The following is a 24976-nucleotide window of genomic DNA, read 5'->3' as shown; positions in this document are numbered from 1 at the left end:
CACGCTGAACGTCGAGGGCGAGCATGGAGGAAGGCCCTCGATCCTCCTGGTCATCACGCTTCCCGTGCATCGCGGGGAGACCCACCTTCCTGGGAGCGTAGGCCTGCCTGCAGGAGGGCGAGGTGATGAAACATCCCGCGTCGCCGAGAGTCGTCACCCTCGTGGGACCCCAGGGTGTGGGCAAAACCACCCTGTTCGAATCGCTGTTGCGATCCACGGGGGCGGAGGAAGTACGTGCTTCGGGAGGAGCCGGTGCGGCCACCGGACGGAGCATGACCATCGAGTTGTCCGTGGCTCACACCGGGTTCCTCGGTGAGCAATGGACATTCATCGACACTCCGGGAGCCTCGGAGTTCACCCAGGAGGCACGTCACGCCCTCATGGTGAGCGACGCGGCCCTGGTGGTGTGTGACGCCTCGCCCGAGCGCGCGGCGGCAATGGCGCCCCTCTTCTCCTTCCTGGACGCGCACCGCATCCCCCACCTGCTCTTCCTCAACGTGCTCGAGGAAGGAAGCGCGTCCGTGCGCGAGGTGCTGGAGACATTGCAGGGCGTCTCCTCGCGGCCCCTGGTGCTGCGCGAGATACCGCTGCGCCAGGGCGGGCACCTGATGGGCGTGGTGGACCTGGTGAGCGAGCGCGCCTGGGGCGAGGGCAAGGAAGGAAAGCCCGCGCTCATCTCCCTGCCCGACGGGGACCGCCCACGCGAGGAGACAGCGCGGCGCGAGCTCATCGAGCGGCTCGCGGATCTGGACGACAAGCTGCTCGAACAGCTCCTGGAGGACGTGGTGCCTCCGCCGGAGGCACTCTACGGCCAGCTGGAACGAGCCCTGCGCGAGGACAGGCTGGTGCCCGTGTTCCTCGGCTCGGCGGAGCGGGGCCTGGGATTGGAGCGGCTCCTCAAGGGCGTGCGGCACGAGGTCCCCACGGTGGAGGAGACGCGCGAGCGCCTGGGCCTCCCTGGAGACGCGCCCGTGCTGGTGCAGTCCTTCAAGACGCAGCACTTGCCGCACGTGGGCAAGCTGTCGATGGTGCGTGTCTGGCGCGGTGAGGTGCAGGACGGAGGCACGCTGGCCAACGGACGCGTGGGCGGCGTGCAGCGGGTGCACGGGACGAAGCAGAGCGCCGCGGGCACGGCTCGCGCGGGCGAGGTGGTGTCCGTCGGGCGCGTGGATGCGATGCGCACGGGCGACCTGGCCGACCCCGCGCGCGCGCATCCCCCCAAGGACTGGCCCCTGCCTCCGCCTCCGGTGCACCAGGTCGCCATCGTCGCCGAGAAGCGCACCGATGACGTGAAGCTGACGAGCGCCCTGGCCCGGCTGGTGGAGGAGGACCCCTCCCTGTCGGTGGACCAGGAGGCGGACTCGCAGATGCTGCTGCTCGGCGGACAGGGCGAGCTGCACCTGCGCGAGGCCCTCGAGCACCTGCGCGCGCGCATGCGCGTCCCCGTGGTGACGCGCCCGCTGCCCATCCCCTACCGGGAGACGCTCCGCCGCAAGGGCTCGCACCATGCGCGGTTCAAGCGCCAGTCCGGCGGGCACGGTCAGTTCGGTGACGTGGTGGTCGACGTGGAGCCCCTGCCTCGAGGCCAGGGCTTCCGCTTCACCTCGGCCGTCGTGGGCGGAGCGGTGCCCAAGCAGTACATCCCCGCGGTGGAGGAAGGCGTGAAGGACGGCTTGAGACGCGGGCCGCTCGGCTTCCCCGTGGTGGACGTGGCCGTCACCCTCACCGGCGGCACGTACCACTCGGTGGACAGCTCGGACCAGGCCTTCCGCACCACCGGGCGCCTGGCCATGGTGGAGATACTGCCCAAGCTGGAGCCGGTGCTGCTCGAGCCCATCCTCCAGGTGGACATCCACGTGCCGCACGAGGCCATCCCGCGTGCGCAACGGCTCGTCACCGGCCACCGGGGACAGATATTGGGCTTCGACACCCACCCGGACATCCCAGGCTGGGAGGTGCTCACCGCCTACGTGCCCCAGGCGGAGATGCAGGGCTTCATCGTCGAGCTGCGCTCGGCCACCTCCGGCCTGGGCGGCTTCGTATCGCGGCACGACCACTACGCCGAGCTGGTGGGCAAGCAGGCCGAGCGCGTCGTGGTCCAGCACCACCAGGAGGCGGCGGAGCGCTAGGCGGGGGGCGGGCCTGGGCCCGCTCATCCCCTAATCGCAGTCGGTGTCGTTGAAGGCGTTGTAGGGCACGCCCGAGACGGCCACGAGCTCATCGTTGCCGCAAGGAGGCGCGCTCACCTTCGCGTCCTTGGTGGAGATGTACCAGGTGTCCAGTCCGCTCGACTCGTTGTCGATATTGCCCACCGCGAAGCCATCGATGTTGCAACCCGGGCAGGTCCCCGACAGGCCCGGGGCCTTCGGATCATCCCCCATGCCCGTCCAGGTGAAGCTGACCGCCGCGGGAGTCGGCGTCGGGGGAACGCCGCCGAACCTTCCCTGGTCCACCGTGACGCAGTTGGGGAAGTCGGGCGAGGCGATGGAACCGTCCCCCTTGCGCTCCTCGCACGACTGGGTGTCGGCGAAGTAGTAGGCGTAGCGGTTGCCCCGCTCCGGCGAGAAGCCGATCGTCTTGAGGGACTCCGCGTAGACGCCCTTCTCCTGGAGGTAGGCGCGCTGGCTGACGAACCAGGACCTCAGGTTGGCCTTGGCCTCGCCCTGCTTGGAGCGCGCCTGGAACTTGAGGAAGTTCGGGATGGCGACGGCGGCGAGGATGCCGATGATCGCCACGACGATCATCAGCTCGATGAGCGTGAAACCTCGGTTCTTCCAGGGAGCGGGGGGGCGCATGAAGTGTTCCTGCAAAGTTCGGGCGCCACCCTATCATTTCCCAAGAAAAGGCGGAGCAACCAGACCCAGGCGACGCGCCGCGTCATGCCTCAGCGCACGGCCACGGTCCGGCCCCGCCAGTCGGAGGAGCTCCACCGCTGGAAGGAGCCCAGGGCGTCCGGGCTCTCGGCGCTCTTCTCCGGCAGCAGGGTCTCGCGCTTGAGCACCTGGAAGGAGGACTTCACCTTGCCTTCCACCAGGGCCTCGCGAGCCACCAGCACGCGCGAGCCGTCCGGGGAGAAGCCCGCGAGCTCCACGTAGCCCAGGACGGGCTCGGTCGCGGCGGGAGCCAGCGCATCCAGCACCCACGCGCCGCCCTCCTGGTGGAAGACCCAGAGCTCGGTCCAGCCCTCCAGCATCTGCACCGCCACAGCCACCGCCGAGCCCTGGGCGGAGCGCCGCACGGAGCCGGGCCACACCAGCCCGTAGGTGCAGCGCTCGGACAGCGGCGCCTTGGGGTCCTTCGCGTCCACCAGGCGCAGGCAGGTCTCTCCCGGCTGCCCCTGGGCCAGCTCGAGCACCGGCCCGGAGCCCGGCTTCTCCGGGACGGGCTCCGAGGCATGGCGTGAGGCCCCCACCCGCACCGCGGCCATCGCGTAGGCCGACTTGTCCTCCTCGGCCAGCTCCGCCTTCAGCACGCGCGCCAGTTCCTCCACCGCGCGCTCACTGGCCTTCACGCCTCGCTGGGCCTCGCCGCGGCGGGCGAGCTGGAAGGACAGTGCCGCGTACACCTCGGCCCGCCGCAGGTGGAGGCGGTTGGTCAGGTAAGCCGGCAGCCGGCCTCCATCCACCTGCTCCAGCACCGAGCCGCGCCACTCGTCGAGGGCCAGCCGGGCCACCGGGTTGAGCGCCGGGTCGATGCACTCCGGCCGCGTCAGCGAGAGCGCCGCCCGGAGCCGCGCCTCGGGGCTTCCGCCGAGCGCCAGCACGCGGCGGAAGGCCTCGCCGTCGTAACAGACGCGGGTGCGGCCCTCGCGCTCGAAGCTGACGAGCTTCACCCCGTAACTGGCCGCCACGTCCAGGTGCGCCGCCAGGGCCACGTCGTTCGTCCTGTTGGAGGTGGCACGCCGGGCGAGCCGGTCCGCCAGGGTGCCCAGCGCATCGAAGAGCTCCGGGCCCACCTGCGAGGCGGGGGCCGCGCGCAGCAGCGCCGCCGCGTAGCCAATGCCCAGCGCCTCCGCGCCCGGCGTGTCCTTCAGGAACTCCACCACCGCCTGGAGCTTCGGAACGCTCGCCTCGTCCAGGCGGTAGATGCGCACCTGGTGCTCGCGCACGTAGCCGGGCCGCTCGCGGCGATGGTCATACACCTGGATGAAGCCCTGCTTCTCCCCCCGGACCTCGAGCCACTCGCCCTGCCAGAGGGTGGCCTGGCGGGGAGCGGAGTCCTGCGGCGCGGCGCGCAGGGGCGCCTGGTCCTGCACCACGAGGGCAATGGCGACGAGCGTAGCGAGCATGACGCTACTCCTCCTGGATGGACGGCTCGGAGCTGGCCAGGGCCTTGGCCGGGGTCGCGCCCTGAGGCTGTCCCAGCAGGTTGCCGGCGATGAACCCGCCCGCCTGCGGCGGCGCGATGATGACCTGGATCTTGTCGGACAGCTTGTCGGCCAGCGTCTTCTGGATGAGCAGCGGGTTGCGGGTGATGAGCTCGGCGTCGCGGGCGAGCTGCTCGGAGGCCGCCTTGCCGGTGACCTCCACGCGGTAGGCGTCGGACTCGGCGAGCTTGCGCCGGGCATCGGCCTCGCCAGCGGCCTCGATGCGGTGCGCCTCGGCCTCGGCGGTGGCCAGGGTGAGGCGGGAGACCTTGGCGGCCTCGGCCTCCAGGCGCCGCTGTTCGATCTCCTTCTCCTTGAAGGGAAGGACGTGACGCATGGCCTCGGCCTTGGCCTTGGCGGCGATGACCTCCTCGTTGCCCGCGGCCTCGGCGGCCTTCTCGCGCCGGACCTTGTCGGCCTCGGCCTCCAGCGCGGACTGCTTGACCTGCTTGTCCTTGAGGTCGAGCGTGTAGCGCATCTTCTCCGCGTTCAGCTCCTCGGCGAGCAGCGCCTCCATGCCGGTGCGGTACTGTTGGGGCAGGTCCACGTTGCCCAGGGTGACGGAGCGGACGAGGACGCCATCGGCGGCCAGCAGGGGCGCGAGCTCCGCGGAGATGTCCTTCTGGATCTGCACCCGCTGGGTGGAGAAGATCTCCCGGACGGTGTGCTGGGCGAAGTGGCGGCGCAGCACGCCGTCGATGACGGGCTCGATGATGTCGCGGCCCACGTTCTCCGGGAGCCGGGCGGCCAGGGTCTGGATGCGCTCCGGGTCGAGCACGTAGCGGATGTTGACCTCGACGCCGATGGACAGGCCCTCCACGGACTGGAAGGGGGCCGGATCCGTGGCACGGGCGCTCCTGGTGGGCGCATAGGTCTGGTCCTTCAGGCTGTAGCGGCTGAGCCGGTGCACCTGGGGCACCAACAAGGACCAGCCCTCGTGGAGCTCGGAGACGGTACCGGTGAGCCGGTTGACCCGGATGCCCACCTCGCCCGGCTCGATCATGCAGACGGGCTGGGCGACCACCACCCCGGCCACGACGCCCGTCACCGCCAGCCCGGTCATCACCCGGCGGCCCCGCTCGGCGTAGATGAGCCACCGGACCCGGCTGACCATCCCGCGCGCGGCCTCGCCGGCCAGCGACACCATCCTCGCGAGGACCTCGCCCCGCTTCCGCTCGTCCTGCTTCGGCTCGCCCTGCTTCTCTTCGTTCTGCTTCTGCTCGTTCATGAGTGCCCTCTCTGGAGAGAGGCCAATGCAGGACGGATGCCCGGCGAGCGAGCGGGTATGCGCGGAGGCGAGGGCCGCGATGCGTGGTCGCGCGGACGCACCGCGTGGCTTTAGGGACCCGGGGACGCGCACGCGAGTGCGTCAGAAAGCCCACTGCTCACAGGGGCCGGATGTGTTCGGCCAATCTCCCGCTCGCCAGCAACTCGCGGAGCTCGTCCCCCATCCGCTGCCCTTCCGCCAGCACCTGACGCCAGGCGCGAAGCCGCTCGGCATCCGGCAGCCGGACGAAGTCCTCCCGGTCCGGAATCTTCCCGTACGGCAGGCGCGCGACGAGCTCGGGAGACGGGGAGATCAGCAGGGCCCGCCGGAAGTTGGCGGGACCCGCCCGCCGCCAGCGCAGGGACTTGTCGAACCACCCGGGCACCACATACGGGTAGAAGTGCGGATAGAGCACCAACCCCTCCCCGGGACCGAACTCCAGGTCGGGGTGGTAGTCGAGCACCCCTCCATCCCGGTACACGCCGGACCCGGCGCCGGGGATGCTCACCCCGCTCAACACGAGGGGGATGGACCCGGAGGCCAACAGGGCCGGGCGCAGGTTCTCCCGAGTCAGGGGCAGGTGGACGGAGGGCAGGTCCGAGAGCCCGGTGAACGGACTGGTATCCCCCGCGCCGTGGAAGATGACCCGCTCCATCTGGAGCCCCAGGGTGCGGCGGCTCACCAGATTGCCCAGGGCGCCGAGCGCGAGCCCGAGCATCTGTACCTGGGGCTGATCGCTGGCGGTGAGGCCCCGGCAGCGGGTGGTGAGGACATGCAGCCGCGCCCAGGGATGGGAGAGGATCTGCTCCTCGCCGTCCGGTCCCAGGAGCGCGTCCAGGATGCTCCGACTGGTGGTGCTCACCAGCGAGGGAGGCGGTTTGGGCGGATAGCGCTGCTCTATATATGACTCGGCGAACCGCTCCAGCGCCGCCACCGGATCCTTCTGGGCGAGACACGCCAGCCGCCAGCTTCCAATGGAGGAGCCGATGAGGTGGAGCGGGCGGGTCCGGCCCTGGAGGAACTCACCGAACAGCACCCGGTCGAGCCCGGCCAGCACCAACCACTTCGGTCCGCCGGAGGCTCCGGGGAGCACATTGATGTCGTCCGCGCGCAGGCCGCGCTCACGAATCAGTCGCAGCGCGTCTGGGCCCGCCAGGAGGGTGAGGCTCGAAGTCATAAACCTTTTTCCAGGGACGTTCGTTGAAGCGTCCATGCTCAAATCCTCTCTTCTCTGCATGGGCCTGCTGGCCCTGCCTGGACTCGCGTCCGCGGAGCCCAATCCCCCTACCCCACCCGCGGCCCAGGCCCAACCCCCCGTGTCGCCCGGAACGCTCGAAGCGGCCATCTCCGCGCCTCGGGTGCAGATCGCCCTGCTGCTCGACACCAGCAGCAGCATGAATGGCCTCATCGAGCAGGCCAAGCGCCAGCTCTGGACGGTGGTGAACGCCTTCCAGAACGCCCGGCGCGATGGGCAGTCGGCGCGATTGGAGATCGCCCTCTACGAGTACGGCAACAGCGGTCTGTCGTCCGAGGGAGGCTACATCCGCCAGGTGCTTCCCCTGACCACGGACCTGGACCGGGTGTCCGAGCAGCTCTTCTCCCTGAGGACCAACGGGGGCGACGAGTTCTGCGGCCAAGTCATCCAGAAGGCGACGCAGCAGCTCGAGTGGAGTCAGTCCAAGAAGGATCTGAAGATCATCTACATCGCGGGCAACGAGGCCTTCACCCAGGGGCCGGTGCCGTTCCAGACCTCCGTCGCGGCGGCGAAGGAGCGCGGCATCGTGGTGAACACCATCTTCTGCGGCCAGGCCGAGGAAGGCGCCCGCACCGGCTGGACGGACGGAGCCACCCTCGCGGGCGGCCAGTCCTTCAACATCAACCAGAACCGGGCGGTGGCCATGGTCGCCGCGCCCCAGGACGCGGAGATCGCCCGGCTGGGCGTGGAGATGAACAAGACCTACCTGGGCTACGGACGCGGGGGCGAGGAGGCCAAGAAGCGGCAGGTCGCCCAGGACGCCAACGCCAGCAGCAACGCGGTCAGCGCCACCACGCGCGCGGTGTCCAAGGCCTCGCGGCTCTACGACAACGCGAACTGGGACCTGGTGGACGGCACGAAGACGGGCGCGGTGAAGCTGGAGAAGCTCAAGGACGAGGACCTGCCCGCGGAGCTGCGCGGCAAGAGCCCCGAGCAGCGCAGGGCCATCGTCGAGGCCAAGGAGAAGGAGCGCACGGAGATCCGCGACCGAATCCAGCAGCTGAACCTGGAGCGGCAGAAGTACCTGGAGGCCCAGCGGAAGGCGCCGGGGGCCGAGGGTGGCGACACCCTCGACAAGGCCATCCTCCACTCCGTCCGCACCCAGGCCGGGGCCCAGAGTTTCACACTGGAATGATGGTAGAACGGCGGGCGCAATGACGCATGGCGTCGGACGGGACGGGTGTGCCAAGCTGCGCGCCCCCCCGCTTCGTACGACCGTAAGGAGCTGTCTTGAGTCAGTCGCGCCCTCTGGAGTTTGCCCGTAGCACGGAGAAAGAGCCCCACCTCGAGCGAGCCCGCGCCATCCTGCGTGCGCACCCCGAGATCAAGGAGCTGTGCGGCCCTACTCCCATCACCGCCTTGTTCGTCCTCCTCCTGGTCGGGGGCCAGGTGGCGATCGCCTGGGCCCTGCGTGATTCGCCCTGGTGGGCCCTGCTGGCCACCGCGTGGCTGGTCGGCGCCTTCATCGACCACGGCCTCTGGGTGCTCATCCACGAGTGCACCCATAACCTCGTCTTCCGCAGCCCGCGCCTCAACGCCGCGCTGCAGCTCTTCACCAACCTGCCCATCCTGTTCCCCGCGGCCGCCTCGTTCCGCAAGTACCACCTCATCCACCACCGCTTCCAGGGGGACACGGAGCTGGACGCGGACCTGGCCACCCCGTTCGAGGCGCGGCTGGTGGGCAACACGTTCTTCGGCAAGGCCTTCTGGATGCTCAACTTCTGGGCCTTCCAGGCGCTGCGCGTGCCGCGCCTCAAGCGCGTGCCGTTCTTCGACCGCTGGTACGTGGCGAACATGACGATCCAGCTCGCCTTCATCGGCGCGAGCTGGGCCCTGCTCGGCCCCCGCGCGCTCGTCTACATGTTCCTCTCGTCCATCTTCGCCATCGGCCTGCACCCGCTGGGCGCGCGGTGGATCCAGGAGCACTACCTGGTCAAGGCGCCCCAGGAGACGTACTCGTACTACGGGCCCCTCAACTGGGTGGCCTTCAACGTCGGCTACCACAACGAGCACCACGACGTGATGCGCGTGCCCTGGACGCGCCTGCCCAAGGTGCGCCAGCTCGCCCCCGAGTTCTATGACTCGCTGCACTCCCACAACTCGTGGACGGCGCTGTGGCTGAAGTTCCTCTTCGATCCGTCCCTGTCGCTCTACAGCCGCATGACGCGCAGCGGCGGCTCGGGCGATGGCGCGGTGCAGGCCGAAGAGGTCTCCAAGGCGGCGTGACCTGGACGGGAGCCGGGCATTGCTCGGGGCCTCGCCCCGGGGCCCGGCTCAACCGTCCGCGGCGAGGGGTGACTCGGCGTAGCGCGTGAGCAGATCCTGCGGCGTGCCGAAGACGGCGAGTGCTCCGGCCGAGCGCAGGTCTTCCTCCGAGAAGCCGCCGCACACCAGCCCGATGCACCTCACCCCCAGGCGCACGGAGCCCTCGACGTCATAGGGGAGTCCCGCGATCGCCAGCGTGTCGTCCGTGCCATCCAGCCCCAGCAGGCGGATGGCCTCCGCGGGAATCTCCTCGTTCAGCCGGGAGAGATCCACCTCGGCGTCCGTGGTGCGCGCGTCGATGAGCTCCTCCACCCCAAGCAGCTCGATGTAGTGCTCCAGCTCGTCGGGGTCCGCGGTGGAGGCCAGGGCGATGCGCCACCCCTCGTTGCGCAGGTGCCGCAGCAGCTCGGGCACCCCGAGGAAGGGCTTCACCCGCCCCAGGTACTGCTCGTGGAAGATGGCGCGGTGGTAGCTCGCCAGCTCCTCGGCGTAGCGCTCGTACTCCGCCTCCGGGAGGAAGGCGGAGAGGAACCGGTCTCCCTCCCGCGCCATCTGCGCGAGCACCCGGGGCAGACGCACCTGACGCCCGTACCGCGCCAGGGCATCCTGCCAGGCCCTCGCACGCAGCACGTTGGTGTCCACCAACGTCCCATCCACCTCGAAGATGATTGCCTTGGGCCCGCGCATCCTCACCCGAGCAAGCTGCGCACTCTGGCAGCGCGTCGCCAAGACGTGGAGACGCCGGCCCACCTGGGACAGGGGGACGCGTCTCCCGGGCCCACCCTCCGATAGGCCTCTCGCCCGCTCTTCCCCCTGCCCAGCGGGCAAGCAGCGGAGCCACACGTCCCCTCGTCACATTTCCCCGCCCTCCCCACCATCCGCGGGAACCCCCCATGGAGAAACCATGAAGGCCGTCGCCCTGACGCACTACCTGCCCATCTCGAATCCCGAATCGCTGCTCGACGTGGAGCTGCCCGACCCCAAGCCACAAGGACGAGACCTCCTCGTCCGCGTCCACGCCGTCTCCGTCAACCCGGTGGACGTGAAGGTCCGCTCGCCCAAGGACAAGACCGAGTCCCCACCGCGCGTGCTCGGCTGGGACGCCTCGGGCGTGGTCGAGGCCGTGGGACCGGATGTGAAGCTCTTCAAGCGCGGGGATGCCGTCTACTACGCGGGCAGCATCCTGCGTCCGGGCTGTGACAGCGAGCTGCACCTCGTGGACGAGCGCATCGTGGGGCACAAGCCGAAGTCGCTCGATGACGCGCAGGCGGCCGCCCTGCCCCTCACGGCCCTCACCGCCCATGAGGCCCTGTTCGACCGCTGCGCCATTGATCCGGGGGGCCAGAATGCCAGCCGCTCACTGCTCATCATCAACGGCGCGGGCGGAGTGGGCTCCATCGCCATCCAGTTCGCGAAGCTGGCGGGGCTGCGCGTCATCGCCACCGCCTCCCGGCCCGAGTCCCAGGAGTGGTGCCGCGAGATGGGCGCCGACCACGTCATCAGCCACCGCGAGGACATCCCCAAGCAACTGAAGGACGTAGGCCATCCCGAGGTCGACTACCTCTTCAACACCGTCGACACGGTGGCCTACTGGAACGTCATGTGCGACGTCATCAAGCCCCGCGGGCGCATGGTCTCCATCGTCGAGGCGGGCCAGCCCGTGGACCTCGGCCGGCTGATGGGCAAGAGCGTGAGCTTCTCCTGGGAGCTCATGTTCACCCGCTCCCGCTTCCAGACGCAGGACATGGAGGAGCAACACCGCATCCTCAACCAGGTGGGCCAGTGGATGGACTCCGGCCGACTGAAGACGACGCTGACGGAGAAGCTCTCGCCCATCTCCGCCGCCAACCTCCGCGCGGCGCACGCCCGGCTCGAGTCCGGAAAGATGATGGGCAAGCTCGTGCTCGAGGGGTGGCGCTGAGGGCCTTTCCCTCCCGCGAGCTCACCGTGCTCCGCGCTTGTAGACGTCTACAAGAGAAGAAAGAGATATCCTACATATTAAATACTCTCATCTTGTAGACATCTACAAGCAAGACACGGGTCTGGCGTTTTCGCGGTAGCGCGAGCGGACGATGTCGCGGCGGGATCGTGGCAGCCGAGCCGCGAATCCGCCTCCGCGTGGCCGCACTCCCCGTGTACAGGCCGCCCCCAGCGGTGGCCTGCCTATTGCTGATAAGAGGAACGCAGCGAAGCGCCTCGCCCCGAGCGGCGCCTCCGTCAGAGTCCCTCATGTTCCTCTCTCCGCTGTCGGTCTCCCTCCTGGTGCTGCACGCCGTCAGCCTCTCTCCCGCCTCCGTCCCGGCGCGAGGCAACCAGGAGACGCTCGTCACCCTCGACACGGCCTCGCGCGTGGTCATCACCGCGCGCACGCCCTCCGGCACCTCGTGCGAGCTGGTCGATCAGGTGCGCGGCCCCTTCGCCCACGACGGCGCCGCCGGCCGCTCCAACTGCACGTTGGACCTGCTGCTGGACGCGGGCACCTACAAGCTGCGCCTGGCGTCGAACACCAAGGGCAAGGGCACCAAGGGCAAGGTGGACCTCCAAGCCGTGCCCTATGCCGAGGACAACGCCCAGCCGGTGCTGCTGGAGCCGGGCCGCGAGGTGCGCCAGGTGCTCGCCCCGCGCCACCAGGCCTCCTTCTGGCTGAAGCTCGACCAGCGCCAGCCCGTCACCCTGCGGGTGTCCGGCCGCACCGCCGGAGACGTGCGGCTGTGGCGCAACGGCGCGTGGTTGGAGCCCGTCGCGGTCAAGGACGCCTCCACCCAGCCTCGCACCGGGCAACCTCAATATGAGTGGTGGCTGGAGACCACGCTCGAGGCGGGCAGCTACCTGCTCACCACCTATGGCACCGCTCCGAAGGATTGGACCGAGGGCAAGGAGGACAACACCCTCTCGGTGGCCTACGGCTTCCCGAAGGCGCCTCCGGAGCGCTCGCTGAGCGTCACCCTGCCGCCCTGGGGGATGAGCGCGGTGGAGCTGCCCTCGGGGCCCATCGCCGTCTTCCTCTCGCGCGAGGGAGGCCAGTCCTCCAGCCGCGTGAGCCTCCACGGCCTCTCCAACGAGGGGGCCAGCGACGTCACCTCGGGCGCGGAGGCGGGCTGCCAGATCCAATCCAAGGCACTCGTTCCGGAGTGCAGCGCGATGGCGGGCAGCTCGGGCCGGCACGTAGCCCTCCTCCGAGGCGAGCCCGGCACGCGGCTGACACTGCAGTGGGCCAGCCTCGAAACGGATGACACCTTCGCGGACAGCAGCTATGGCCAGGGCGGAGTGACGCCGCGCTTCGTGGCCCCCTCCTCCGGGACGTTCCTGGTGGAGCTGCACGAGGTGCCCCAGGATCCGGACAGCGCGCCCCTGGGCTGCATGCTGGAGACGGCGGTCAACAAGGACTGGGTCCCCATCGCGTCCGACGTGCTGGAGGTGAACCCGGACCGCCCGTTCCGCCGCGCGTTCAACTACAACGGCTCCACCGCCACCCTCTGGTTCCGCGTGACGCGCTCCGGACGCTACGTCTTCTCCACCAGCGGCGAGCGCAGGGACCGCTGCGAGCTGTACATGGTGGAAGGCGCCAAACGCACCCGGCTCATCGAGACGGACCCGAAGGCGGAGACGTGCCGCATCCCCTACACAGCCTCGCCCGGCCTGTACGAGCTGAAGCTGTACGGCGGCACCCAGGGCATCGAGCGCCTCACCCTGGCGGCCGAGGGCCGCGAGCCCAAGGCGGACACGCCCACCAAGACGTCGTGCCTCATCCAGGGCGCGGAGCTGCGGAAGGACTACACCTATCGCGTCGTCGCCAACCGGAGTCCGAGCAACTCCCTGCGCGGCCTCTACGTGCGACCGCTGCCCATCGACCCCGCCTCTCCGCTGCCGGTGGTGCTCGATGGCACGAGCCCCGTCGAGCTGCCGCTGGCCCAGGGCGTCACCACCGAAGTGCGCTCGTCCAGCGGCGAGCCCTTCACCTGCTCCGTGGGAGGCAACCGGGTGGAGGTGCGTGACGGGCGCTGCCAGCTCCCGGCCTCGGGCGGGAAACTCACGCTGTCCCAGCCGGGGAGCGGCTCCATCTCCCTGCTGCTGCGCAGGACCCCGCCACCTCCCCAGGCCCAGCCGCCGCTGAGCGCGTACTCGCCCACCTTCCCGCCGCTGCCCGCACTCCAACCGTCTGAACCCGCCTGGTTCGACTTCGATCGCGGCGAGTCGCACTCGCTCACCTTCGACGTCAAGAAGGAGGGCCTCTACCACGTGACGACGCAGGGCCTGCTGTCCACCGAGTGCAGCATCCGCACGCCGGTGGTGCCGCAGGTGGGCAGCGCCTCGGGTGGAGGGCGCGGGCGCAACTGCCTCGTGTCCACCTATCTTCGGCCCGGCCGCTATCTGCTCACCGCGCGCACCACGGGGCAGAGCAAGGGCCGGGGGGCCGTGCTGCTGGAGCGGCGCGACGTGAGGACCGCCACGAACGTCACCGCCGATGGCGAGGCGTTCTTCCGTGTCGACGCGGGTGACCTCATCCAGCAGCGGCTCACGGTGCCCCGCGCGGCGGACTACACCCTCTCCTCCGCGGCCCTGGGAGCCACGCTCCAGTGCCGCCTGGACGACGCGAAGGGCTGGCCGGTGGTGCCGGTGCCCACGCCCTGCGAGCAGCCGATGCGGCTGGCCAAGGGCACGTACCTCTGGACGCAGCTGCCGCTGACGGTGGAGTCCATGCGCCGCACCGCCCTGGAGCGCGTGGTGCCTCCGGTGGTGTTCAAGAGCAACAAGGTGCACCCGGTGCGCTTCAACGAGTGGTACCGGGCGGACCTCGGCAAGGACGGCAAGGACGAGTTCACCTTCGAGGCCCCGGCACGGATGAACGTGTTCTTCACGCTCACCCACGGCATGCAGGGCCGGCTCTACGCCGTGGGGACGGACGGATCCCTCAAGCCCGTGGACGTCATCGCCGCGCAGACGGCGTACGAGCCCCCGCCGCCACCTCCTCCACCGGAGCCGGAGCCGACGCCAGAGCCCGAGTACACGGAACCCTCTGAGTCCTCCGAGTCCTCGGAGTCCTCCGAGGGAGAGGAAGAGGAGCAGCCCTCCGAGTCCTACGAGGAGGCCCCGCCTCCCGAGGAGGCGCCGCCCCCCGCGACCGAGGAGGAGAGCGCGCCGGCCGCGGTCGCGGAGCCGTTGCCGACGAAGGCGTCTCCGCCGCCCGAGGGCCAGGCCCTCACGCTCGAGCCCGGACGCTACAAGCTGGTGGCGGAGCACAGCCGTGGCGACGTGGCCATCTCCTACGCGCTGTACCTGCGCACCGAGATGCTCGCGCCGCCCATGGACAAGGACGTGAGCGCTCCCGGCCGCTACTCGCTGGTGCTGCCGGTGGATGGCACGCTGCGCCTGTCCACGCGTGGCAGCACGGACGTGCGCTGCCGCGTCTTCGACGCCGTGGGGCGACTGGTGGTGGAGAGCGCGGACCACGGCGCGGACTGGAACTGCGCCATCGCCGAGCCGCTCCCCGCGGGGGACTACACGCTGGTGCTGGAGAGTCAAACGCAGAGGCCGGGCTCCAGCCGTGTCTCCGTGGCGCTGGCCCAGGTGACGGACGCCGGGGTGCTCGCCGAGGGCGGCACGCTGGACGTGAGCACCGGCGTGGTACGTGCCTCGCTGCCGCCCGTACCCGCGGACGCGCTGCAACACGTGGCCCTGCGCGCCAAGGCGCCCTTCTCGTGCGCACTGGAGGACGAACGCGGCGCGGTGGTGTCGCGGCGCATGGACGTCCGCGAGTGCCTCATGCTGCTGAAGCCGGGCACCTCGCCCTGGCGCGTGCGCATCTGGACGCTGGGCCAGCCCACCAAGGTGACCACCAGCGTGGCGGCGCGGCCGGCCACGAGCGCGCAGGTGTCCAAACCGGGCCGCTACGAGACGGGCAAGGGTGTCTTCTGCCTGCCCGCGTCGCAGCAGGGTCCGCTGCGGCCATGCGGCCCCGAGTCCTCGTTGGAGGCCGGAGCCTGGGTGTTCGGCGTACCGGGTGCCACTGGCGAGACGAAACCCTCCCTGAAGGAGCGCGTGGACGCGTTGGAGAAGTCCGAGGAGGAACGCGCCTCGCTGAGCCGGGACGTGACGCTGCTGCGCCAGCGCACGAGGAAGGAGTCCCTGCACTTCCTGCGCGTGAGCGTGCCGTTTGGAGACCCTGCCTATCCGGCCTGCCGGCTGGACGGCGGCGTGTCGCACCAGCGGAGCTCCACGTGCTTCGCGGCCACCGGTCCGACGGAAGAGTCGCTCGCGCGCTGGTGGACGCCCGCGGGAGACAGGGGCGAGGCCACCGTCGCGCGGCTCGCCATTCCGGTTCCGGGTTCCTCCATGACGCTGACGCCCGGCCTGCAGGATCTGACCTGGAGCGGCGGCCCGTCTGTCCGCCTGGTGATGCCCGGCGAGCCGACGCGTGTGCAGCTCTCGCTCCCCCAGGAGGCCTGGGCCGTGCTGGTGGACGGCAAGGGCACGGCGGTGGACCTGTGCTCGCCCGGCGACACGCTCTCCCGCTGCGTCCTGAGCGGCTCGGGCGGCGCGGTGTTCGTCTGGTCTCCCACCGAGTCCCGTGTGCAGACGGAGGTCCTCGGGGTGGAGGCGGCGAAGCCGGCCGTGCCCCTCGCGCGCCTCTTCGAGACCATCAACCGGGTGCCCGGCCAGCAGCTGCTGTCCTTCGACGCGGCGAACGGCGCTCGCGATTACCTGGTGACGGGCGCGGCGCGGTGCGTGGCCACGCTGGAGGATGGGACGCGGCTGGAGGGCTGCAACGCCCAGGTGCCGCCGGGCCGCCGAGGCAGTCTGTTGCTGGAGACGAACCCGGGTGGCCTGCGCGTGGTGCTCGCTCCGCCGGCCGAGCTGAACACGGCCCTGCTGCCTCCTACCTCCAAGGGGAAGGCCTCCGAGCTGCCCGCCGCACGCGCCCTGCGCCTCTCGGGAGAAACGGTGGAGCGCACCTTCACCGTGCCCGCCGACGCCGTCGTGCACCTCCGGGGTGACTCGGGCGTCTTCGGCCTCACCCGGGACAACACCGTCATCGCGGTGGCGGGCCTGGAGCGCGGCTTCGCCATCGACCGGCTGCTGCCAGCCGGCACCTACCGCCTGGTGGTGCGCGGCTTCGCCGGCCAGCCCCTCTCCGGCAACCTCACCTGGACGCACGAGCCGGTGAAGGAGCTGACCGAGGGCGTCTCCAAGGAGGACGGCTGGGTGGCGCCGGGACAGACGCGCTACTTCCGCTTCAGCACCGCCTCCGCCGGCCACGTCGGCCTCGGGTTGCAGGTGCCCGCCGAGCGGCTCGAGTGCACCGTGCTCGACACCACCCAGAGGGTGCTGGGCGAGGGCTGCCAGCAGTTCCTCGCCCTGGATAAGGGCACGTACCTGCTCGCCATCCGCGCGCCCAGCACGCTGGAGCGTCCCCTCCCCTTCAAGCCCGTCCTCGTGGGACTCGCCGGCGCCAAGACGGACGTCCCCGAGGAGTACCTGCGCGACTTCTTCAATCGCATCGGAGCCAACCCGTGAAGCCGCTCCTGAACTCCGTCCTCTGCCTGCTCCTGCTGCTCGCGGCCGCCCCCGCGCGGGCGCAGGAGTTCCGTCCGGCCGACGAGAGCCAGCGCCCCGAAGGCGGGGGGGTGAGAATCCTCCCCGACCAGTTCCTGCGCGGGTTCGATCCGGTCACCGTCTACTTCCCCGACAACGTGGGGCCCGGCAAGCAGAGCGCCGACGATGGCGCGAAGCTGCTCAAGGTGCTGCCCTCGTGGCCCGGCCAGTGGTTCTGGGCGGATCGCAAGACGCTCCAGTTCCGCCCCGCCGAGCCCTGGCCCGCGCTGGCGCGCTTCTCCTTCGAGGCGGGTGGCGCGCGCAAGATTCTCACCACGATGATGTCGGCGCCCTCGGAGATGTCACCGTCGCCCGACAGCTCGGACCTGCGGCCCTTCCGGACCTTCACCCTCACCTTCCCCCAGTCGCTGCCGCTCGATGCGCTCAAGAAGATGCTGCGGTTGGAGGTGCGCGACCTGCCCGGCCTGGCGGACTCGCCCACGCGGGTGTTGAAGGACTGGACGCTGTCGCAGCTGCCGCGCGGCAGCCAGCGCGAGCGGGCCGTCTACGCCATCACCCTCGAGGAGGACGTGCCCGAGGGCAAGCAACTGCGCGTCAACGTGAGCCTCGCGCTGGGCGACGAGGACAAGGTGCTCTGGGTGGGCCGGCTGTCCACGCGGCCCGCCTTCCACCTGCAGCAGGTGCAGTGCGGCGGGAGCCAGTTCTCGCTGACGGGTGGAGCCTCCACGCCCCGGGACATGGCGCTCTCGTGCGGCAACCAGGGAGACCTGCCACAGCTCGTCTTCTCCGCGCCGGTGGCGGGCCTCTCGCTCACGGCGCTGAAGAAGCTGGTGCGGCTGGAGCCCGCGGTGCCGGATCTGCACTTCCAGACGTACGGCACGCGCGTGGCGCTGCGCGGGAAGTTCGTGCCGGACACGCTGTACCGGATGCGCATCGGCGCCGCGCCCATCCGTGACGACAGCGATCGGCCCTTGAGGGACCCGGGCGATCTCCAGGTCTTCTTCCACCTGGACTTCAAGAAGCCCTTCCTGCGCTGGATGCAGTCCACCGCCCTGCTGGAGGCCAAGGGCCCGCGCATGTTGCCGCTGCAGGGCTACGGCGACGCGCGCGCGGACGTGCGCATCTACCGGGTGGATCCGCTCCACCCCGGCTTGTGGCCCTTCCCCAACCGCGCCCTCGTCATCAACGAGGAGAGCGCGCCCCCCTTCCCCGGCGAGGAGCCCGCGACGCGGTCGAACCCCGCCTACATCGGCGAGGACGAGCTGAAGGCGAACATCCGGCTGCTGGGCTCGCCGCTCGTCTCCACGCTGGTGGATCTGCCCCTGCCCAAGCGCGGAGGCACCACCACGTTCGGCCTGGACCTGGCGCCGCTGATCAACCCGGTGGTGGGCAAGGCCCGGCCCGGCACGTACCTGGTGGGCCTGCGGCGGCTCACCGGCGCCCCCGAGCGTGCCTATGTCCGGGTACAAGTCACCAACCTCTCGCTCACCACGGTGGAGGAGCGGGACGAGGCCGCCTTCTTCGTGCGCACGCTGGATGAGGCGAAGGAGGTGCGCGGCGCGCGCATCGTGCTGGAGGGTCAGCATCGCGTCCCGGATCCGAAGCAGCAGGGCGCAACGCGAGTGGAGCCCTTCACGCTGGAGCTCACCACGGATGCGGCGGGCCGGGCGAACCTCGGCCCCCAGCCGAGCTGGGAGAGCATCGACCGTATCTCCGTGCGTAACGGCGAGGACGTGCTCGTGTTGGACCCGCGCGAGGCTCCGGCGTCCTTCGCCAACAACCACTGGTCGGCGTCCTCGGGCTGGCTGGGATGGCTGACGCAGCAGACGCCGCCGCCGCCGAACGATGGGCTGCGCGGCTTCCTCTTCACCGAGCGCCCCATCTACCGGCCGGGCGAGAAGGTCTACATCAAGGGCTTCCTGCGCAACGAGGTGGGCGGGGACTTCGTGGCCCCCGGTGACGCGAAGCAGTACGCCCTGCGCGTCGAGGGCCCGGGTGAACGGCAATGGCCACTGCCGCTGGCCTTCACCGCGCTGTATGGCTTCTCCGCCGAATTCCAGGAGAAGGACGTGCCCACCGGCGACTTCCAGGTGGTGCTCACGGAATTGCGCACGGAGCGGGTGCTCGCGCGCCGGGGCTTCAAGGTGGAGGCCTACCGCATTCCCACCTTCGAGGTGCAGCTCTCCAGTCCCGCCACGGTGCGCCTGGACGGGCCCTTCAAGGTGAAGGCGGTGGCACGCTACTACGCGGGCGGCAACGTGGCCGGGCAGCCCATCGCGTGGACCGTCACGCGGCGCCCCTACTACTACGTGCCCAAGGGGCGTGAGGGCTTCCTCTTCGCCTCCAGCACCCAGTTCGCTCGCGAGGGACAGAGCCGCGCCCCCGAGACGATGACGCGCAACGCGACGCTGGACGACAACGGCGCGGACGAGATGAGCGTCAACCCGGCGTTGGATCTGGACGGCTCGGCGCGCGTCTACCGCTTCGAGGCCACCGTCACCGGCGCGGACAACCAGCCCGTGTCGTCGGCGCAGGAGGTGCGTGCGCTGCCGCCCTTCGTGCTGGGCATGAAGCTGCCGCGCTACTCGGACAAGCCGTTCACGCTGACGCCGGACATCCTCGCGGTGGGCGTGGACGACAAGGCGGTGAAGGGCCAGGAGGTGACGGTGCGCCTCTACAAGCGCATCTGGCACAGCCAGCTGCGCGAGACACACTTCGCCACCGGCGAGGCGAAGTACGTCACCGAGCAGGAGGACGTGAAGCTCGCGGAGAAGCTCATCACCACCGAGGAGAAGCCCGTCTCGCCGCCCTTCGAGCTGAAGGAGTCCGGCGTGTACGTGGTGGAGCTGGTGGCGCGCGACAAGCTGGGCCGGGTGCAGACGCTGTCGGCGGACCTGTACGTGGGAGGCCAGACGCCGATCGCCTGGCAGAAGTCGCGCCAGGGCGTCTTCGGGCTCACCCCGGACAAGGACGCGTACAAGCCGGGCGAGACGGCCCGCATCATCATCCAGAGCCCCTTCCAGGAAGGCCGTGCGCTGGTGGTGGTGGAGGAGCCGGGCGGCAACACGTACACGTGGCACGAGGTGTCCGGCGGAAAGGCGGTGCACGAGCTGCCCATCCGCGCGCAGCACGTGCCCAACGTGCCGGTGCACGTGGCGCTGATGCGAGGCCGCCTCGGCGAGGGCGACAAGGATGACGCGCGTTACCGGCCGCAGACGCTCGGTGCCTCGGTAGACGTGAAGGTGGAGCCGGTGCGCAACCAGGTGGCGGTGGAGCTCAAGCACCCCGAGACGGCGCGCCCGGGGGCCACCGTTCCCGTGGAGCTGACCCTCAAGGACGACCAGGGCAAGCCGCTGGCCGGCGAGGTGACGCTGTGGCTGGTGGACGAGGCCGTGCTGTCGCTCGCGCCGGAGGGGACGCTCAACCCGCTCGACGAGCTCATCAAGGAGAACACGCGCGGCACCACGCTGCGAGACACGCGCAACAGCCTGGTGGGCAAGCTCTTCGAGCAGGAGGAGGAGCCCGGCGGTGACGGCAGCGAGGAAGAAGAGATGGAGGGGGGAAGCAAGCGCGTGGTGCGCAAGAACTTCCAGACGGTGCCGTACTACCAGGCCACGCTGCAGGTGCCGGCGTCCGGCAAGCTGACGGTGCAGGTGCCGCTGTCGGACGACCTCACCAACTTCCGCGTGCGCGCGGTGGCCATCTCCGGGCTGCAGCGCTTCGGCTACAAGCAGACGGTGCTGCGCGTGCGGTTGCCGGTGCTGGTGCAGCCGCAGCTGCCCCGCTTCGTGCGCCAGGGCGACCGCTTCTGGGGTGGCGCGGTGGGCCGCGTGGTCGAGGGCAGCGGTGGCCCCGGCTCGGTGGCGGTGAAGGTGTCGGGCCCGGCGGACCTCCAGCCCCTCGCCCAGAACGTGGAGCTGCAGGCCAACAGGGCCATGAGCTTCGTCACGCCCATCACCGTGAAGAGCGCGGACGTGTCCGAGCAGCAGAGTCTCAAGGTGCGGGTGGACATCGAGCGCAAGTCGGACAAGGCCGGAGACGCCTTCGAGGTGCAGCTGCCCGTGCTGCCGGACCGCACGGTGGAGCACTTCGCGTACTTCGACACGCTGAAGGCCGGCACCACGCAGCTCAAGGCGCTGCCCGAGCCGGCGCGTCCGGGAACCGCCTCCCAGGAGGTCTTCATCACCTCCATCCCCGGAGTCCTGGAGCTGGTCTCCGGCCTGGAGTATCTGGCCGAGTACCCGCACGGCTGCCTCGAGCAGAAGCTGTCGCAGCTCTACCCGGACGTGGCGCAGGCCGCGGTGCTGCGCGAGTTGGCGGTGAAGACGCCCTTCGGCAAGCAGATCTCCGGGCACGTCCAGCGCATCCAGGAGGAGATGGGCCAGTACCAGGACGAGCAGGGCCTCTTCGCCTTCTGGCCGGGTGGACCGGGCGACGTGCAGGTGACGGCGCAGGCGGTGGAGTTCCTGGACGCGGCGCGGCGCGCGGGCCTGAAGGTGGACGAGAAGCTGCAGACGCGCGCGGTGGAGGGCCTCAAGCGCGTGCTGCGCAGCGACTACCCGGGGCTCGTGCAGGAGTGGCGCTACAGCCAGCAGATCGCCTCGCTGCGCGCCCTCACCCGCGTGGGCGCGCTGGACGAGCACTACCTCATCGACCTCTTCCAGCTGCGCGAGCGCCTGGACATCCAGAGCCTCGCGGACCTGGCCTCCACCATGGCCACGCAGCCCATGGTGTACCGCAACAACCTGGAGGTGCTGCGCAAGGAGCTGTGGGACAGCGTCATCATCAAGCTGAGCAAGGGCAAGCCCGTCTTCGAGGGGCTCAACTGGCGCCGCGCCTCGTGGGGCGACTACGGCTTCCTCAGCTCGCGGCCCTCCAGCGTGGCGTCCGTCTTCGAGGCGCTGGTGCGGCTCGACCCGGCCGAGCAACGGCTCGACCAGCTGCGCGACGCGCTCCTCTCCTACGCGAACGCGGAGGTGGGCTTCGGCAGCACCTTCGAGAACCGCCGGGCCATCGCCGCGCTGGCGCTGTACATGGAGAAGGCGAAGCCCTCGGTGCCGGACACCACCGTGACGCTGTCCTCGGGGGCCTCGCTCCAGGTGAGCAAGGACACGAAGACGGCCCGGGCGGAGGTGGCCAGTGACGCGCAGCTGTCCGCCACGGTGAAGGGCGGCCCGGTGGGCATGCGCGTCGAGGCCCAGTACGTACCGGCCACGCCGGGGGACAAGGTGACGCCGCTCAAGCAGGGCTTCATCGTCTCGCGCGGCGCCACCTGGCTGCACGCGGACGGCTCCGAGCAGACGCACTTCGACGACAAGGCCGGCGACGCGAAGGACCTGAAGGTGGGAGACATCCTGGAGCTGCACGCGCGCGTCGTCACCGAGGAGGAGCGCAACCACGTGGCGCTGGTGGTGCCCTTCGCCGCGGGCCTCGAGCCGCTCAACCCGGAGCTGGCGAACGCCTCGTCGGACGCGAAGCCGTCGCAAGCGGACTCACTCACGCCGGCCTACGTGCAGCGGCTGGACCACGAGGTGCGCTACTACTTCCTGCGGATGCCGCGCGGCACGCACACCTTCCACTTCCGGGTGCGCGCCGCCACCGAGGGCTCCTTCGTGCACCCCGCCCCCTGGGCCGAGCTGATGTACCGCGAGTCGGTGCGTGGCCGCGGCGAGGGCCTGCGCATCCTGGTGAAGGGAGAGCATGAGAAGTAGGTGGACACGCGGGCGGGTGGTGGCGGCGCTCGTCCTGGTGGTGCTGGGGGCGGGCATCTGGTTCGCCTCCAGCCTCCAGGATGGGCTGCTCACCTACGAGCCCTCGCGCCTCGTGCTGGACCGGCGGGGCGCGTACCTGGGCGAGGTGCCCGGAGCGGGCGGGGAGCTCGGCTACTGGCCGGTGCCCTACGTGCTGCCCGAGCGCATCGTCCAGGCCACGCTCGTCACGGAGGACCGGCACTTCTACGAGCACCCGGGCGTGTACCTCCCGTCGGTGGGACGCGCCCTGCTGCAGAACGCGCGCAACGTGCGCGTCATCTCCGGAGCGTCCACGCTGGCCATGCAGGTGGCGCGGATGCAGACGCCCGGGGGGCGCCACCTCTGGCGCAAGGCGCGCGAGGCCGTGGAAGCGCTGCTGCTCGTGCGCGAGCACGGCCATGAGAAGGTGCTGCGCCAGTACCTGGCCATCGCGCCCTACGGAAACCGGGTGCATGGCGTGGTGCGCGCCGCGCGCCTCTACTTCGACAAGCCGGTGGAGGACCTGTCCTGGGCCCAGGCCGCCTTCCTCGCGGGCCTGCCACAGCTGCCCGGGCGGATGAACCCGTACACCGAGGACGGTCTGCGACGGGCCCGCAGGCGCAGCCACCGCATCCTCCGCGCCCTGCACGCGCAGCGAGCCTTCTCACGCGAGGAGTTGGAGCAGGCGCTGCAAGCGGACCTGGGTCTGGTACCCCGCCCCCAGCGCATGCCGGAGGCGCTGCACGCGGTGCTGGAGTGGAGCGAGCTGGCCCGGGCCCGTTCCCAGCCCATCTCCACGGCCACGTTGGATCTGGAGATCCAATCGAAGGTGGCGCGCATCCTCCAGCGGAACCTGGATCGGCTCGATGGCGCGGGGGCGGGCAACACCGCCGCGTTGGTGCTGGACACGGAGACGGGGGACATCCTCGCCTACGTAGGCTCGCGGGACTTCTTCAGCGAGGAGCACCGGGGGGCCATCGACTTCGTGAAGCAGCGGCGCTCGCCGGGCTCCACGCTCAAGCCCTTCCTCTACGGGCTGGCGTTGGAGAAGGGCATCGTCACCGCCGCCACCGAGCTGGCGGATACGCCCATGGACATGCGGACGGAGAGCGGCCGGTCCTATCTACCGGAGAACGTCAATCACACCTACCTGGGGCCCATGCTGCTGCGCGAGGCCCTGGGCAACTCGCGCAACATCCCCGCCCTGCGGGTGCTGGAGCAGGTGGGAGTGGAGCCCGCGCTGCGCTTCTTCGAGAAGGCGGACGTGGGAGGCATCTCCTACGAGCCGGACCACTACGGCCTGGGGCTCGCGGTAGGCAACCTGCACGTCACCCTGGAGGAGTTGACGAAGCTGTACCTGGTGCTCGCCCACGAGGGAGAGACGCGCTCGCCGCGGCGCTTCGTCGACGAGCCGGTGGTGCCCTCGCGCCGGCTGATGACGCGCGAGGCGGCGCGGCTGGTGCGCCACATCCTCGCGGACCCGCTGGCCCGGAGGCCGACGTTCCCCGTGGGCAGCGCGCTGGACTACCCGTATGCCGTGGCGGTGAAGACGGGCACCAGCCAGGGCTATCGCGACGCCTGGGCGGTGGCCTTCAGCGATCGGCTGCTCGTGGCCGTCTGGGTGGGCAACCATGACTGGCGCCGGATGAACGGCCTGGGCGGACTGCTCGGCGCGGCCGGTGCGGTGCACGAGATTCTCGACGCGGTGATGCCCGGGTGGCGTCCGTACCGGCCCGTGCTGGACACCTTCCCACCGCCCGCGGGCGCGCTGGCCATCGACGTGTGCCCGCTATCGGGCCGGCTGGCGGGGCCGGACTGCCCCCACCGCAAGAGCGAGTGGTTCGTCCCGGGCACGGTGCCGGCCGAGAGCTGCCCCTTCCATGCGCGCGTCCGGTTGGACCGGCGCAACGGGATGCGGGCGGGCCCCACCTGCCCGGAGCGCGAGGTGGTGACGCGGGTGATGCTGGCGCTGCCGGAGGAGTACGAGCAATGGGCGCGGCGGCAGCACCTGGACATCGCGCCACTGCGGGAGAGCCCGCTGTGCCCGAGCCGGCCCGAGGAATTAGAGCCGAAGGTGGCCATCCGCGAGCCGAAGGGCACGGTGCGGCTGCTCTACGACCCGGACACGCCCGCGTCGGCGTCGACGCTGCGGCTGGCGGCGGACGTGACGCCGAGCACGGAGCCCATCGTGTGGCTGGTGGACGGAGTGCCGGTGGCCACGGTGACGTACCCGCACGAGTTCCGCTGGAGCCCGAGGCCCGGCCAGCACGTCATCACCGCGGCCATGGTGCACCGTGCCCAGGTGAGCCAGCCCGTCACGGTGGTGGTGGAGGACTGACGCACGCGACGGAGCCGTGTCGGGGAGCGAAGATCCTCAGATCTTGAGAAGAACATGGGTTGCCACACACCCCGTGAGTCCTCCCAGGGACCTTCCGCGGGCCTTTGACCCTCGCTCCGTGGACCAGACGACACCCGAGCCCAGGAGACCTCTGATAACCCGGGAAGTCGTGCTCCGATGATCCCCACCAGGGGATTGACGT

Annotated in this window: 12 protein-coding genes; 7 read left to right on the top strand and 5 right to left on the bottom strand. The window is 70.4% G+C overall.

The window, feature by feature from the left end:
• Positions 1-125: 125 nt before the first annotated feature.
• Positions 126-2129: an elongation factor G gene (locus JRI60_RS15095; protein ID WP_204226558.1), complete on the top strand. Its 2004-nt coding sequence runs from the start codon at positions 126-128 to the stop codon at positions 2127-2129.
• Between the two features lie 30 nt (positions 2130-2159).
• Here JRI60_RS15095 and JRI60_RS15090 read toward each other — a convergent pair whose 3' ends face one another.
• The 4 genes from JRI60_RS15090 to JRI60_RS15075 all read right to left on the bottom strand — a co-directional run bounded on the left by JRI60_RS15090 (position 2160) and on the right by JRI60_RS15075 (position 6495).
• Positions 2160-2795: a prepilin-type N-terminal cleavage/methylation domain-containing protein gene (locus JRI60_RS15090; RefSeq protein ID WP_204226557.1), complete on the bottom strand. Its 636-nt coding sequence runs from the start codon at positions 2793-2795 to the stop codon at positions 2160-2162.
• A gap of 89 nt (positions 2796-2884) precedes the next feature.
• The gene (locus JRI60_RS15085) at positions 2885-4288 is read right to left on the bottom strand and encodes a hypothetical protein (RefSeq protein ID WP_204226556.1); all 1404 of its coding nucleotides are present in this window, start codon (positions 4286-4288) and stop codon (positions 2885-2887) included.
• A gap of 4 nt (positions 4289-4292) precedes the next feature.
• Positions 4293-5594, bottom strand: coding sequence for an SPFH domain-containing protein (locus tag JRI60_RS15080; protein ID WP_204226555.1), 1302 nt, complete (start codon positions 5592-5594; stop codon positions 4293-4295).
• A 157-nt stretch (positions 5595-5751) separates the two neighbouring features.
• Entirely contained in the window at positions 5752-6495 is a 744-nt protein-coding gene (locus tag JRI60_RS15075; protein ID WP_239470535.1) for a patatin-like phospholipase family protein, read from the bottom strand.
• Between the two features lie 373 nt (positions 6496-6868).
• On the opposite strand from JRI60_RS15075, the gene JRI60_RS15070 reads away from it, so the two are divergent.
• Together JRI60_RS15070 and JRI60_RS15065 are read left to right on the top strand one after the other, a co-directional pair.
• The gene (locus JRI60_RS15070) at positions 6869-8023 is read left to right on the top strand and encodes a vWA domain-containing protein (protein WP_204226553.1); all 1155 of its coding nucleotides are present in this window, start codon (positions 6869-6871) and stop codon (positions 8021-8023) included.
• A 95-nt stretch (positions 8024-8118) separates the two neighbouring features.
• The gene (locus JRI60_RS15065) at positions 8119-9114 is read left to right on the top strand and encodes a fatty acid desaturase (RefSeq protein WP_204226552.1); all 996 of its coding nucleotides are present in this window, start codon (positions 8119-8121) and stop codon (positions 9112-9114) included.
• Positions 9115-9162: 48 nt separating this feature from the next.
• Here the strand turns inward: JRI60_RS15065 and JRI60_RS15060 are convergent, their stop codons facing one another.
• Positions 9163-9840 (bottom strand): HAD family hydrolase, encoded by a 678-nt coding sequence (locus JRI60_RS15060; protein ID WP_204226551.1) that lies wholly within the window; start codon positions 9838-9840, stop codon positions 9163-9165.
• 217 nt (positions 9841-10057) lie between these two features.
• On the opposite strand from JRI60_RS15060, the gene JRI60_RS15055 reads away from it, so the two are divergent.
• The 4 genes from JRI60_RS15055 (at position 10058) to pbpC (ending at position 24774) form a co-directional block, all read left to right on the top strand.
• Positions 10058-11074, top strand: a complete 1017-nt coding sequence (locus JRI60_RS15055) for a zinc-binding alcohol dehydrogenase family protein (RefSeq protein WP_204226550.1) — start codon at positions 10058-10060, stop codon at positions 11072-11074.
• A gap of 308 nt (positions 11075-11382) precedes the next feature.
• A complete protein-coding gene (locus JRI60_RS15050) occupies positions 11383-16668 on the top strand; it encodes a hypothetical protein (protein ID WP_204226549.1) in 5286 nt (1761 codons plus the stop codon).
• On the top strand, positions 16665-22418 hold the full coding sequence (locus JRI60_RS15045) for an alpha-2-macroglobulin family protein (protein ID WP_204226548.1): 5754 nt from the start codon (positions 16665-16667) through the stop codon (positions 22416-22418). The genes JRI60_RS15050 and JRI60_RS15045 overlap by 4 nt, the downstream gene beginning before the upstream one ends.
• Complete coding sequence (pbpC, locus tag JRI60_RS15040) at positions 22408-24774, top strand: penicillin-binding protein 1C (protein ID WP_204226547.1); 2367 nt, start codon at positions 22408-22410, stop codon at positions 24772-24774. Before JRI60_RS15045 ends, pbpC begins: the two co-directional genes overlap by 11 nt.
• Positions 24775-24976 lie beyond the last annotated feature (202 nt).

Source organism: Archangium violaceum (genome assembly GCF_016887565.1).
Classification (GTDB): domain Bacteria; phylum Myxococcota; class Myxococcia; order Myxococcales; family Myxococcaceae; genus Archangium; species Archangium violaceum_B.
Note: the sequence above shows the minus strand (reverse complement) of the source record. Positions and strands in the feature narration are given on the sequence as shown.